Origin of the sequence: Nocardiopsis sp. N85 (assembly GCF_028882275.1) — a bacterium.
Taxonomy (GTDB): Bacteria; Actinomycetota; Actinomycetes; order Streptosporangiales; family Streptosporangiaceae; genus Nocardiopsis; species Nocardiopsis lambiniae.
The window spans coordinates 321,755-335,075 of sequence record NZ_JARBUT010000004.1 but is presented as its reverse complement, the minus strand read 5'-3'; the positions used below and the strand labels follow the sequence as shown (position 1 = coordinate 335,075).

Here is a 13,321-nt window from a genome sequence, read left to right as displayed (position 1 = left end):
CCGACTGCGGGCCCGTCCCGTGTCCGGGGCGCGGACCGGGGGTCACAGGGTGCGGCCGCGCCCGTCGCCGACCGGTCCGAGGGTACGGCGGATGCGCGCGACCATGCGCGGGTCGGCGAGCAGTTCGTCGACCAGGACCGGTTCGCCCTCGCCGTTGGTGAGCGGGATCCGCCAGTTGGGGTACTCGGTGGAGGTGCCCGGCTGGTTCTGCATGCGCCGCTCCCCCACCATGTCGGTGAGGGCCACCCCGATCATCCGCGCCGGGGTCTCCATGAGGTAGGCGTGCATGGCGGTGACCACGGCCGCCGGGTCGGTGAGCGGGTCGACGTCGGCCTCCAGCAGCCCCAGTTCCACGAGCAGGGCGCGCCAGCGCTCCACCCGGGCCTCGGAGTCGTCGCGTTCCTCCTCCACCGGGCGGGTGAGCAGACCCAGCCGGTCGCGGAGGTCGACGTGCTCGGCGGACAGGAACGACGCCACCGGGGGCAGGTCGTGGGTGGCGACGGTGGCCAGGCAGTCGGTACGCCAGCCCCCGGGCGCGCGCGGGGCGCCGTCGGAGTCCTGCTCGAACCAGAGCACCGAGGTGCCCAGGACACCGCGATCGGCGAGGTGGTCCCGGACCCACGGTTCCACCGTGCCCAGGTCCTCGCCGATGACGACGGTGTCGGTGCGCTGCGCGGCCAGCAGCAGGCTGCCGACGGTCCCCTCGTGGTCGAAGGTGATGTAGGTGCCCTGGTCGGCGGAGGCGCCCTCGGGCACGCACCACAGCCGGAACAGACCCATGATGTGGTCGATGCGCACGCCACCGGCGTTGCGCAGGGCCTGGCCGAGGATCTGGCGCAGCGGCCCGTAGCCGAGCCGGGCCAGGCGGCGCGGGTGCCAGGGCGGCTGTCCCCAGTCCTGTCCCAGGCTGTTGAACTCGTCGGGCGGCGCGCCCACGTGCAGGCCTTGGACGAGGGCGTCGCCGAACATCCAGGCGTCGGCGCCTCCCGCCTGCACACCGATGGCCAGGTCGTGGACGACGCCGATGTCCATGCCGCCGGCGCGGGCGGTGCTCTGGGCGTGGGCGAGCTGTTCGTCGAGGATCCACTGGAGCCAGCGGTGGAACTCCACCAGGGGCCAGCGGTCCAGGGCGGCCCGGCCGACGGCGTCGTCGGTGACGTCGCGCAGGCGCGCGGGCCAGACGCGATGGTCGGAGCCGTACTCCTCGGCCAGCGCCGACCAGGTGGCGAACTCGACCAGGGGCTGCCCCTCGCGTTCGAGGTAGGCGCGCAGGTCGGCCTCGCGGCCCGGGGCCCGGGGGACCTGGAAGAGGATCTCCAGGGCGGCCCGTTTGGCCTCCCAGACGGCGTCGCGGTCGAGGAGGTCGGCGGTGCGTCCGCGTTCGCGCAGGGGGCGGGCGAGGCGTTGGATCCCCTCGCGTTGGGCGGGGTCCAGACGGGCGTACTCGGGAACGTCCTCGATGCGGATGTACAGCGGACCGGCGTAGCGGCGGCTGACCGGAAGGTACGGGGAGGGCTCCACCGGGACGATCGGCTCGGTGGCGTGCACCGGGTTGATCAGCATGAAGTCTGCGCCCAGGTCGCGGGCGCTCCAGTCGGTGATCTCGGTGAGGTCGCGCAGGTCTCCGATGCCCCAGGAGGCCCGGGAGCGGACGCTGTAGAGCTGGGTCATGATGCCCCACAGGCGCGGGTTCTCGCGCAGGGCGGAGGGGTCGATCCGGTGGGGGACGACCAACAGGGGCGCGTCGTGTTCGACGCCGCGGTACACGACCCTCAGCGTGTGCACGCCCAGGGGCAGCCCCTGGTCGAAGGGCAGGAGTGATCCGTCGGCGGTCTCCACCGTGCTGTGGGCCCCTTCGGGGAGCACGGGGTCGGGCGCCTTGCCCTCGCGGACCACGACCGCGGGCGGGAGCAGGCCCCGTTCCGGGTCGGGCGGCCCCTGGGCCGGATCCACGCCCAGGGCGGCCAGGACATGGCGGATGACATCGAGGTCGACCGGGACCCGGCGGCCCCGCCAATCCTCGTAGCTCGTCGCGACACCGTACTGCTCGGCCACACGGGCCAGCTGAACGTCCCTCACAGAAACCGATCATGCCCTACAAAGGGCCCCGTACACCGGAAGGACGGGCCGGTGCCGGCCGGCGCCCGCCCGTTTCCGGCCTCACCGTGGGGAGAAGGGCGCGTTCACGTCGTCCTCGGTCCGGCGCGTCGCGGCCACCCGGTTGACGTTCCGTCCGCCGAGGGGCCGTACGACCGGTCGTATCGATAATCGGATGGCCCTTCATCCGGGCCCTCCGCATAATCTGGAGTGTGCTCGCGAACTATCGGCGTCTCTTCGCCGTCCCCCACGTGCTGTCCCTGTTGGTCTGGTCCCTGATCGCGCGTTTCCACACCCCCGGCCTGATGATCGCGGTCACCTTCCTCGTGGTGGACTGGACGGGGTCCTACTCGTTGGCGGGACTGGTCGCGGGCGCGTTCACCCTGGGCATGGCGTTGGTGGGGCCGCTGCGCGGCCGGATGGCGGACAAGGGCGGCACCGATCGACTGACCCTGGTGTGCGGTGCGGTGTTCACCGTGGGGCTGTTGGCGCTGACGGTGCTGCCGGGCTCCCTGTGGTGGGTCTCGATCCCGCTGGCGCTCGGCACCGGCCTGTTCGGCACCCCCGCGAACCAGATCGTGCGGGCCCTGTGGCCGCGGCTGACCCGCGGCCCGGAGCGGCAGGCGATCTACGCGGCCGAGGCCACCACCCAGGAGTTGCTGTTCGTCTTCTCCCCGATCCTGACGGCCGGCGTGGTGGCGTTCGCCGGACCCCGTTGGGCGCTGGCGATGCTGGCGGTGCTGTCGTTGGCGGGGACGCTGGGGTTCGCCCTCGCACTGCGCCGCGCCGGGGTGACCGGACCGGCGCCCCTGGAGGCGGCCGCGGGTCCGGTGCCGGCCGGGCCGCGACGGAGCCTGCTGCGCGATCCCGCCCTGCTGGTCCTGTTCGCGATGTGCATGCTGATGGTCAGCGGGATCATGGGCGTGGACCTGGTCATCGTGGCCTGGGCCAACGAGCTGGACGCGCCGTATCTGGTCATGGTGCTGGCGTCGGTGTGGGCACTGGGCTCCCTGGTGGGCGGCGCGATCGCGGGCGGTCTGCGCGGACGGCCGCGGCTGGTGCGGCGCTCGCTGGCCTCGGCGGCGGGTGTGGCGGTGCTGTTGCCGTTCGTGCCGCCGTGGGCGGAGCTCCCCACACCGTTGTGGGTCACTCCGCTGCTGTTCCTGTCCGGGTTGGCGATCGCACCGACGCTGGCGGCGACGATGGGCCGGTTGGGTGATCTGGCGCCGGCGGCCCGACGGGCCGAGGCGTTCGGGTGGATGTCGACGGCACTGGGCGTGGGCGGCGCGATCGCCGGACCGCTGGCCGGTGGGCTGATCGACCTCATGGGGATCGCGGGCGGGGTCCTGGGGGCGACCGTCCTGGTGACGGTGGCCGCGTTGCTGAGCCCGTTCGTCCCGGAGGCGCCGGCGGAGCCCGAGGAGACCGTGATCGGCCCGGTCGAGCGCGTCGACGACCGACCGTGAGGATGTGCGGTGGCCTCCCCGGCAGGTGTGACCGACCGGCCGTCCTCTACGGGATTCGTCAGCCTGTTCGGAGAAGCCACCGCACACGACCGGACGGGCGACCGGGGTCGCTCAGTCGTGCCAGACCGGGGGGACCCGGTCGGCCCAGGGGCGGGCCCGTTCCAGTTGCGCGGACAGCGAGAGCAGGAGTGGTTCTCCGCCGATCCGGCCGGTGATCATCGAGCCCAGGGGCAGGCCGTCCGGGGAGTGGTGCAGGGGCACGCTCACGGACGGCTGACCGGTGACGTTGTACACCGCCGTGAACGGGGTGAACGCGGTCATCAGCCGGAACTCCTCCTCGGGCCCGTCCCCGGTGAAGTGCCCGATCGGCACCGGCGGCAGGGCCAGGGCGGGGGTGACCACCGCGTCGTAGGGGGCGGTGGCGGCGAGCAGGGAGCGCATGCCCTGTTGCAGCCGTGCGGAGGCCGCGATGTAGTCCGGGACGGGGAGGGCCCGGGCGCGTTCGCGGAGCCACCGGTTGAGCCGGCCGAGTCCGGGTTCGAGGTCGGGGGCGAGGGCGAACGCCGAGGCCATGGCGGCCCAGATGACGGCGAAGTCGTCGGAGAAGGTGCCGCCGAAGTGGGCGTCGCCGGGTTCGGGGATCTCCTCGACCTCGTGGCCCAGGTCGGCGAGAAGGCGCAGCGTGGACTCGTGGGCGGCCAAGACGTGGGGGTGGACGGGCAGGCCGGCCGATCCGGTGTGGGCGTAGTGGCCGACGCGCAGGCGTCCCGGGTCGCGTTCGACGTGGTCGGCGAAGCCCTCCCCGGGCGGCAGGGGCGGGGCGGTGTAGTAGTCGCCGGGGCGGTTCCCGGACATGACGTCGAGCAGCAGGGCGGCGTCGGCGACGTTCCGGGTGAGCGGCCCGCTGGTGGACAGGCCGATGAGGTCGGGCTTGACGGGGGCTCCGGAGACCCGGCCCCGGGTGGGCTTGAGGCCGAAGAGGCCGCAGAGGGAGGCGGGGATGCGGATGGATCCGCCGCCGTCGCCGGCGTGGGCGACCGGGGCCAGTCCCGCGGCCACGGCCACGGCGGCGCCGCCGCTGGAGCCGCCCGGGGAGAGGTCGGGGTTCCAGGGGTTGCGGGCGGGCGGGGCGACGTCGTTCTCGGTGTAGCAGCTGGAGCCGAATTCGGGGGTGTTGGTCTTGCCGGTGAAGATCGCCCCGGCGGCGCGCAGTCGGGCGACGGTGTCGGAGTCGATGGGGGCGACGTTGTCGATGAGGACACGGGACCCGTAGGTGGCCCGGACACCGGCGAGGAGGTCGAGGTCCTTGATCGGGACGGGGACTCCCAGGAGCGGGGGCAGGCTCTCCGGCGTGTCGCTCATCACACACTTTTCGGCATATCGGGCCTGTTCCAAGGCCTTTTCCGCAATGACCGTAATGTAGGCCCCGTAGGCGGAGTCGTGCCGCTCCGTCCGGCGCAGGCAGTGCTCAGTGATCTCACGAGGGGACAGTTCACGACTGCGGACCATCGCGGCGAGCCGGTGAGCCGGAAGGTCATGCATCTGGGTCATACCGACCCAGATTAGCGGGCACGCCAACGGGCACCACCATGATGGATCGAAGTTCTCTGGAGAGATCGACGAAACATCTATCCTTCCCCGCCCCTACGGATCGGACACCCCCCGGACCCGAAGAACAAGGGAGGAAAAGTGTGAGAATTAATGCACTAGGACTCGGATATGGATGGAACTAACCTGTCCGACGTGGAATCGGCAACCAGAGTGAACCCGTCGCCCAAGAGCCCGGAGCCGCAGAGGCCCGAGGATCTCTTTTTCCCTAACAAAAAGAAACAAAAGGACACTTCGGGCAGTAGGGCACTGTACGGAGCCCTCAAGGACAACGACTCCGCCCGCAAGTGGGCCGTACGAGCCGCCATCGCCGCCGCCGTGGCCGTCGTGGGTGGTCTGATCACGTCCGATTGGCGCATCGGCGCGACCCTGGGACTGGGCACCCTCGTCGGCATCACCGTGCACCGCTCCCGACGCGAATCGGAGATCCCCCGCTGGCGCAAACCCTCCGCCGCGCAGCGCAAGACCGAGGTCCAGCTCAAGGTGATGAAACAGCTCGGGTACAAGATCCTCCACGCCCGCTCGGTGCCCGGCGGCAACGGCCAGATCGACCACTTCATCGTGGGACGTCGCGGCGCGTTCGCCATCGACTCCGAGTCGTGGGACAAGCGCCTGCCGCTGCGCAACAAGCTGGAACAGCTCTACCACGGACGCTTCAACAAGAACGATCGCATCGACGAGGCACTGGAGGAGGCCAAGCGCGCCGAGGAGCTCATCAGCAAGGAGCTCGGGCGCGAGATCAAGGTACGCGCCTCCCTGGCCATCTACGGCCCCGGCATGCCCTGGGACAGCCACCGTCTGCGGGGGGTGGACATCATCTCCGGCACCAAGGTCCGCAAGTGGCTGCGCACCGGCCGGGACCGCCTGACCGAAGAGGAGATCGACGACATCTTCCGAGCCGCGGAGCGGGTCCTACCGCCCCGCCCCTGACGCACGAGTCGACCGGCCCGGCAGGACCACAACGTCGTGGTCGCCGGGCCTCACGTGTGTCCGGGGCCGATCATCGGGGCCCGAACAGGGCGGATTCCACCCTCCGTCTCACCATGCGGATACACCGTCTCCACCCCTGAGACCGCGACCGCGCCGAAGTGGGACTACCATCAAGGGGAAACACCCGCAAGGAATGGGAGTCCGCGCCATGCCACCCCTACGCTCACGTACCGTCACCCACGGCCGGAACATGGCGGGAGCACGCGCTCTCATGCGCGCCACCGGCGTACAGAGCGAGGACTTCGGCAAGCCCATCGTGGCCGTGGCCAACAGCTTCACCCAGTTCGTCCCCGGCCACGTGCACCTGCGCGAGGTCGCCGACGTCGTCGCCGACTCCGTGCGCGCCGCCGGCGGCATCCCCCGCGAGTTCAACACCATCGCCGTCGACGACGGCATCGCGATGGGCCACGGCGGCATGCTCTACTCACTGCCCAGCCGCGAGCTGATCGCCGACGCCGTCGAGTACATGGTCAACGCGCACTGCGCCGACGCCCTGGTGTGCGTGTCCAACTGCGACAAGATCACCCCGGGCATGCTGCTGGCGGCGCTGCGCCTCAACATCCCCACCGTGTTCGTCTCCGGCGGGCCGATGGAGGCCGGCAAGGTGACGGTGGTCGAGGGGACCGCGACCACCGTCAAGAAGCTCGACCTGATCAACCCCATGATCGCCGCGGCCGACGAGAGCGTCTCCCAGGCCGAACTGGACGAGATGGAGGAGAACGCCTGCCCGACCTGCGGTTCGTGCTCGGGCATGTTCACCGCCAACTCGATGAACTGCCTCACCGAGGCGATCGGGCTGGCCCTGCCCGGCAACGGCACCGTCCTGGCCACGCACACCGCTCGCCGGGCGCTGTACGAGGACGCGGGGCGCCTGGTCGTGGAGGCCGCCGAGCGCTACTACGGGAACGACGACGAGTCCGTCCTGCCGCTGTCCATCGCCTCCCCCGCCGCGTTCGGCAACGCCATGGCGCTGGACGTGGCCATGGGCGGGTCCACCAACACGATCCTGCACCTGCTGGCCGCCGCCACCGAGGCCGGTGTCGATTTCGGCCTGCCCGAGATCGACGCGGTCTCCCGCCGGGTGCCGTGCCTGTGCAAGGTCGCGCCGAACACCGAGAAGTACCACATCGAGGACGTCCACCGGGCCGGCGGCATCCCCTCCATCCTGGGCGAACTGGCGCGCGGTGGGCTGCTGGACACCTCTCTGCCCACCGTGCACGGCAAGACCGTCGGCGAGTACCTCGCCGAGTGGGACATCACCTCCGACACCGTCCTGCCCGAGGCGGTGGAGTTGTTCCACGCCGCCCCCGGCGGGGTGCGCAGCACCAAGGCGTACTCGCAGAGCACCCGCTGGGACACCCTGGACACCGACCGGGAGAAGGGCTGCATCCGCTCCGTGGAGCACGCCTACACCAAGGACGGCGGTCTGGCGGTGCTGTTCGGCAACCTCTCCCCCGACGGCGCGATCGTCAAGACCGCCGGTGTGGAGGAGGAGCTGTGGACCTTCTCCGGCCCCGCCAAGGTGTTCGAGTCGCAGGAGGACGCCGTGGCCGGCATCCTCGGCAAGCGGATCGAACCCGGTGACGTGGTGGTCATCCGGTACGAGGGCCCCAAGGGGGGTCCGGGCATGCAGGAGATGCTGTACCCGACGAGCTTCCTCAAGGGGCGCGGGCTGGGCAAGGCGTGCGCCCTCATCACCGACGGGCGTTTCTCCGGCGGCACCTCGGGGCTGTCCATCGGGCACGCGTCCCCGGAGGCGGCCGCCGGCGGCGACATCGCGCTGGTCGAGGACGGCGACATCATCAGCATCGACATCCCGAACCGGGGTCTGGTGCTGGAGGTGTCCGAGGAGGAGCTGAACACCCGTCGCGAGCGCCTGCTCAAGGAGCTGGGCCGGTTCCAGCCGCGCGACCGTCAGCGGCCGGTGACCGCGGCCCTGCGCGCCTACGCGGCGATGGCCACCTCGGCCTCCACCGGCGCGGCCCGCGACGTGTCCCAGATCGAACGCTGACCGCCCCTCCCGGGGCGGCCCCGAACGGGCCGCCCCGGGACCGCACGCGGCCGACACGACGGGATCGCGGCGATCGGAGGACCCGCCCGCCGAGGAGGGGACACCTGCCGCACCGGCCCGAGGGACCGGGTTCCCCGGTCCACGGGCCACCGGGTGAGGGGACCACGCACCGGGCCCTTCCTCCCCCGGCCTCAGGAGCAGCAGCCGCCCCCGCAGCAGCCGCCGCCGGAAGCCGGGGCGGGCGAGGGGGCCCGTCCGCCGACGGCCACCGTGGACAGCAGCCGCACCGTGTCGTCGTGCCCCTGAGGACAGGCCGCCGGGTCCCCGGACGCGGCCATCGGACGGGAGAGCTCGAACGTGTCGCCGCACTCACGGCAGCGGAAGTCGTATCTGGGCATGCCCCCAGAATACGACCGCCCGCACCCCCCGAACGGATGCGGCACCCGCGCTCCCGGACCCGTGCTCGAAGAAAAGCCGCCCTCGGCGGCCCGTCAAGAGCGCGCCGGGGGCGGCGGGAGGCGGATCGGGGCGGGACGCTCGGTCCCCGCACCGCCGGTTCGTGCCGTCCGAGGGTGTCAGGCGGCCAAGTGCGCCATGTAGGGCTCCCACTGTGGATCGCCGTGCAGGTCACCGTTGATCAGGCGCCAGTGCGGCCCTTTGGGCACCTTGGGCGTGACGTGCAGTTCCCAGCCGAGTTCGTCCAGGAACTTGTCGGCCTTGCGGTGGTTGCAGGGCTTGCACGCGGCCACCACGTTCTCCCACACGTGCGCGCCGCCACGGCTGCGCGGGATGACGTGGTCGATCGTCTCCGCCTTCTTCCCGCAGTAACCGCAGGTGTGCCGATCCCGACGCATCAGCGCCACCCGGGTGAGGGGCACCCTACGGCTGTAGGGGACGCTGATGTAGCGCCTGAGCCGGATCACCGACGGCACCTCGTAGGAATGTGTCGCCGAGTGGAGCAGCATTCCGGCCCCATCGCGATGGACGACCTCCGCCTTCTCCCGGAGCACGAGCAGGATCGCCCTGCGCAACGGCAATGTCGTGAGTGGTTCGAAACTGGCGTTGAGCAGCAGCACGTGACGGCGGGCGGTGCCTGGACCGCCCTCCCTGCCGCGCGCGGCGCTCATCGCGTCACCTCGGACGTCGGATGCGACGACCGTGTCTCTTCCCCGGCCAGCCGTTCGGCCAGCCAGGAGACCTCCTTGTGCACCGATCCCCTGATCGGTGGCTCCGTACGCCTTGCCACACGGACCTCCCGGTGGTCCCGCCGAGTTGCGTCCCGCATTCAGTGTGCGCGGTGGAGAGGCTCCGGCGCCACCCCAATTTCTCTCGCACCCCGCGCGAACCTGCTGTTATCGCTATTCCTGGTCATAATGCGCACCCCCGAAACCACGTTTCATGTTCCCGTCACACACCAAGCCCGGGGAAGATAGTGGTGGATAGAGTGCGAAGCATGCCTGAACTCCGCTATCCGTCGGCCGAACGTCTCGACCTCGTCGAGACCCTGCACGGCCATCTCGTCGCCGACCCCTACCGGTGGTCGGAAGACCCCGAATCCGCCGCGACCAAAGAATGGTCCGCCGCCCAGGACGCCCTGTTCGCCGAGCTCGGCGCCCGCCTGCCGGGCCGTGACCGGTTCGCCCAGCAGGTGCGCGACCTCATGGGGGCCGGCAGTGTCGGCTCGCCCGTGTGGCGCGGCGACCGCCGTTTCTCGGGTCGGCGGACCGCCGACCAGGAGCACGCCGTCCTCTACGTCCGGGACGGCGAGGGACCGGAGCGGGTCCTCGTCGACCCCGGCGCGCTGGACCCCGAGGGACTCACCACGTTGGACGCCTGGAAGGTGGACCCCTCCGGGCGCCTGCTGGCCTACCAGCTGTCCGAGGGGGGGAACGAGGAGTCGGTCCTGCGGGTCATGGACGTCGACACCGGGGAGATCGTCGACGGCCCCATCGACCGGGCGCGGTACAGCCCCGTGGCCTGGCTGCCCGACTCCTCGGCGTTCTACTACGTGCGCCGGTTGCCCCCGGAGCGGGTGCCCGCCGGGGAGGAGGACTACCACAGGCGTGTCCACCTGCACCGGTTGGGCACCTCGACCGACGAGGACGTCCTGATCTTCGGCGAGGGCCGTGACAAGACCGAGTACTTCGGGATATGGGTGAGCCGGGACGGGCGGTGGCTGGCCCTGAACGCCTCCAAGGGCACCTCCTCGGCCACGGACCTGTGGTTGGCCGACCTGACCCGGAGCGACATCGAGGCCCCCGCGTGGGTGGCCGTCCAAGAGGGCGTGGACGCGTTCCTCTCCGCGCACGTGGGCCGGGACGGGCGGCTGTACCTGTTCACCGACCGGGACGCTCCGCGCGGGCGGTTGTGCGTCGCCGACCCCGAGGAGCCGGAGTTCGGCACCTGGCGGACCCTCGTCGACGAGGCCTCCGACGCGGTACTGGAGGACTTCGCGATCCTCGACGGCCCCGGACTGGAACGACCCGAACTGATCGTCTCCTGGACCCGGCACGCCATCGGCGAGATCACCCGGCACGACCTGGACACGGGCGAACTCCTCGGTACCCTGCCCCTTCCCGGCCTGGGCAGCGTCGGTGGCCTGCTGGAACGCCCCGAGGGCGGCCACGAGGTGTGGTTCGGCTACACCGACAGCACACACCCCTCGTCGGTGTACCGCTACGACGCCGTCAGCGGTGAGGTGGACCTGTGGGAGCGGGCCCCCGGCACCATCGACCTGCCCGAGGTGCGGGTGGAGCAGGTCCCCTTCACCTCCGCGGACGGCACCACCGTGCGGATGCTGGTGGTGTCGCCCGCCGCCCCCGCCGAGGGCCCGCGGCCGACCATCCTCTACGGGTACGGGGGCTTCCGGATCTCCCTGACCCCCGGCTACTCGGCGACGACCCTGGCCTGGGTCCGCGCCGGCGGCGTGCACGCCGTCGTCGGGCTGCGCGGCGGTCTGGAGGAGGGCGAGGAGTGGCATCGCGGCGGCATGCTGGCCGACAAGCAGAACGTGTTCGACGATTGCGCCGCCGCCGCCGAACACCTCATCTCCACGGGGACGACCGCCCCCGACCGCCTGGCGATCATGGGCGGCAGCAACGGGGGACTGCTGGTCGGGGCGATGATCACGCAGCGGCCGGAGCTGTTCGCCGCCGCCGTGTGCTCGGCGCCGCTTCTGGACATGGTCCGCTACGAGCGGTTCGGGCTGGGCCAGTTGTGGAACGTGGAGTACGGCAGCGCCGACGATCCCGAACAGCTGGGGTGGCTGCTCGGTTACTCGCCCTACCACAACGTGCGCGAGGGGACCCGGTATCCGGCCACCCTGTTCACGGTGTTCGACAACGACACCCGGGTGGACCCGTTGCACGCCCGCAAGCTGTGCGCGCAGTTGCAGTGGGCGACCTCGGCGGCCATCGAGGAGCGCCCGGTGCTGCTGCGCCGTGAGGCCGAGGTCGGGCACAGTGCCCGTTCGGTGAGTCGGAGCGTGGAGCTGAACGCCGACCAACTGGGCTTCCTCGCCCACCACCTGGGGCTGCGCGTCGGGTGAGGCCGTCCGGCGGGCCGGTCCGCGTGATCGGCCCGCCGGGTCCTCGGCGTGGGGCCGCTCTCGGTCGTGGGAGAGCAAGGACACAGGTGCTCGCGGCATCGGGCCGGGTGCCATCGCATCGGACCCTGGGAGAATCGGAGCCGGTCCCACCCCCCGCAGATCCACGAGAGGACACAGGACGTGACACAGATCGAGGAGTCCGCGGGCACCGACACGGTGACCGGGCCACGACGACACGTACACCTGGCGCAGGTCCGCTACGCCGACCTCGACCCGCAGCATCACGTCAACAACGTCCGGATGCTCACCTACCTGGAGGACGCCCGCATCTCGTTCCTGCGCTTCAGCGGAGCGGTCGACGGCGAGGAGATCTTCGGGGCCATGGTCGTGGCGCGGCAGGAGGCCGACTACGTGGCGCCGTTGCTGCCGCGTTCGGAGCCGGTGCGGGTCGAGCTGTGGGTGACCGAGGTGCGCAACGCCAGTTTCTCGCTGGCCTACGAGATCCTCGACGACGAGCGGGTCTACCTGCGCGCGCGAACGGTGCTCGTGGGTTTCAACGTGGCGAAGCAGAGCGCCCGCCGGTTGAACGAGGTCGAGCGGGCCTTCCTCCACGACTACATGTAGCCGGACCGGGGGCGGTATCGGCGGGCCCGGCCCCGCTCAAGAGGCGGGCGGAGCCGCCTGTTCGAGGGCGTGGGTGAGCGGTTCCAGCGCCACGGCGGCGGAGCCCGCGGTGCGCCGGGCGGGTAGTGCCCGGGGAGAGGGCCGATGACGGCCCGGTGAACCCTCTCGGGAGGGTCCGGGCCACCCGGGCGCCCCGGAACGGGGACCACCCGGGGGGCATGGGTCCGAGGGGTCTCCGTGCGCTCCCGGAACACCGGCGCCGCCCGGGGACGGGCGCCACCGGCGCGGCGCCCCGGGAGGCGGGTTCACCTCAGGGAGATGGTGACGATCTCGCCGTCGTCGTCATCGTCCTCGGAGGACACCGAGACACGGGTGGGGTCGGCGACCGCCGGTGCGGCCACCTCCTCCGGGACGTTCACCATGCTGTGCGCCGCCATCACCATGTACTCCCACAGCTGCCGTTCCAGCACCTCGGGCAGGTCGATGGAGTCCACGGCGGCGCGCATGTGCTTCAGCCACAGGTCGCGTTCGGTGGATCCGATGCGGAACGGGAAGTGCCGCATCCGCAGCCGGGGGTGGCCGCGCAGGTCGTTGTAGGTGTGCGGGCCGCCCCAGTACTGGATGAGGAACAGCCGCAGCCGGTCCTCGGCCGGACCCAGGTCCTCCTCGGGGTACATGGGCCGGAGCACGGGGTCGTCGGCCACGCCCTCGTAGAACCGGCGGACCAGGCGGGTGAAGGTCTCCTCACCGCCTACGGCCTCGTAGAACGTCATGCGCACGGGCTCCTCGCCCGGGCTCTGCTGGTCATCGCGCGCGGAAGTCATCGCCCCTAGGGTATGCGACGTTCCGGGGGCCTTCCCGGGGGCCGAAGGGCCCGAATCGGTTTCCTCCCCTCCCCCGGGGAGGGGATCGCGGGACCACCGGCCGGTGGTCCGAGGTCCGCGCCCCGTCACGGGTCGCCCCGTGGCCTTCCCGCAC

General features: G+C 71.4%; 10 protein-coding genes. 5 read left to right on the top strand and 5 right to left on the bottom strand.

All coding sequences use genetic code 11. The features are described 5' to 3' along the window. Positions 1–42: 42 nt before the first annotated feature. Positions 43–2,079 (bottom strand): 4-alpha-glucanotransferase, encoded by a 2,037-nt coding sequence (gene malQ / locus PWG71_RS08830; RefSeq protein ID WP_274809069.1) that lies wholly within the window; start codon positions 2,077–2,079, stop codon positions 43–45. 230 nt (positions 2,080–2,309) lie between these two features. On the opposite strand from malQ, the gene PWG71_RS08825 reads away from it, so the two are divergent. After that, a complete protein-coding gene (locus PWG71_RS08825) occupies positions 2,310–3,563 on the top strand; it encodes an MFS transporter (RefSeq protein ID WP_274809068.1) in 1,254 nt (417 codons plus the stop codon). 111 nt (positions 3,564–3,674) lie between these two features. On the opposite strand, the gene PWG71_RS08820 is transcribed toward PWG71_RS08825, so the two are convergent. After that, positions 3,675–5,114 (bottom strand): amidase, encoded by a 1,440-nt coding sequence (locus tag PWG71_RS08820; protein WP_274809067.1) that lies wholly within the window; start codon positions 5,112–5,114, stop codon positions 3,675–3,677. Positions 5,115–5,306: 192 nt separating this feature from the next. Here PWG71_RS08820 and PWG71_RS08815 point away from each other — a divergent pair, with 192 nt between their 5' ends. Both PWG71_RS08815 and ilvD read left to right on the top strand, forming a co-directional pair. Continuing rightward, positions 5,307–6,101 (top strand): nuclease-related domain-containing protein, encoded by a 795-nt coding sequence (locus PWG71_RS08815; RefSeq protein ID WP_342455951.1) that lies wholly within the window; start codon positions 5,307–5,309, stop codon positions 6,099–6,101. A gap of 208 nt (positions 6,102–6,309) precedes the next feature. Then, positions 6,310–8,172 carry a dihydroxy-acid dehydratase gene (gene ilvD / locus PWG71_RS08810; protein WP_274809065.1) on the top strand — a complete coding sequence of 621 codons (1,863 nt, stop codon included), beginning with the start codon at positions 6,310–6,312 and terminating at the stop codon, positions 8,170–8,172. A gap of 191 nt (positions 8,173–8,363) precedes the next feature. Here ilvD and PWG71_RS08805 read toward each other — a convergent pair whose 3' ends face one another. Both PWG71_RS08805 and PWG71_RS08800 read right to left on the bottom strand, forming a co-directional pair. Then, positions 8,364–8,570 (bottom strand): FmdB family zinc ribbon protein, encoded by a 207-nt coding sequence (locus PWG71_RS08805; RefSeq protein WP_274809064.1) that lies wholly within the window; start codon positions 8,568–8,570, stop codon positions 8,364–8,366. A gap of 177 nt (positions 8,571–8,747) precedes the next feature. After that, entirely contained in the window at positions 8,748–9,248 is a 501-nt protein-coding gene (locus PWG71_RS08800; protein WP_274809105.1) for an HNH endonuclease, read from the bottom strand. Positions 9,249–9,625: 377 nt separating this feature from the next. Between PWG71_RS08800 and PWG71_RS08795 the strand changes: the two genes are divergently transcribed. Together PWG71_RS08795 and PWG71_RS08790 are read left to right on the top strand one after the other, a co-directional pair. Further along, positions 9,626–11,719, top strand: a complete 2,094-nt coding sequence (locus PWG71_RS08795) for a prolyl oligopeptidase family serine peptidase (RefSeq protein ID WP_274809063.1) — start codon at positions 9,626–9,628, stop codon at positions 11,717–11,719. A 180-nt stretch (positions 11,720–11,899) separates the two neighbouring features. Further along, on the top strand, positions 11,900–12,343 hold the full coding sequence (locus PWG71_RS08790) for an acyl-CoA thioesterase (protein WP_274809062.1): 444 nt from the start codon (positions 11,900–11,902) through the stop codon (positions 12,341–12,343). 305 nt (positions 12,344–12,648) lie between these two features. Here the strand turns inward: PWG71_RS08790 and PWG71_RS08785 are convergent, their stop codons facing one another. After that, the gene (locus tag PWG71_RS08785) at positions 12,649–13,167 is read right to left on the bottom strand and encodes a globin (protein WP_274809061.1); all 519 of its coding nucleotides are present in this window, start codon (positions 13,165–13,167) and stop codon (positions 12,649–12,651) included. Positions 13,168–13,321: the final 154 nt, after the last annotated feature.

What these genes read in the sequence shown, in the direction of transcription:
- PWG71_RS08785 (WP_274809061.1), bottom strand. Translation starts at nt 13,167, where the DNA reads ATGACTTCCGCGCGCGATGACCAGCAGAGCCCGGGCGAGGAGCCCGTG.
- PWG71_RS08820 (WP_274809067.1), bottom strand. Translation starts at nt 5,114, where the DNA reads ATGACCCAGATGCATGACCTTCCGGCTCACCGGCTCGCCGCGATGGTC.
- ilvD (WP_274809065.1), top strand. Translation starts at nt 6,310, where the DNA reads ATGCCACCCCTACGCTCACGTACCGTCACCCACGGCCGGAACATGGCG.
- PWG71_RS08805 (WP_274809064.1), bottom strand. Translation starts at nt 8,570, where the DNA reads ATGCCCAGATACGACTTCCGCTGCCGTGAGTGCGGCGACACGTTCGAG.
- PWG71_RS08795 (WP_274809063.1), top strand. Translation starts at nt 9,626, where the DNA reads ATGCCTGAACTCCGCTATCCGTCGGCCGAACGTCTCGACCTCGTCGAG.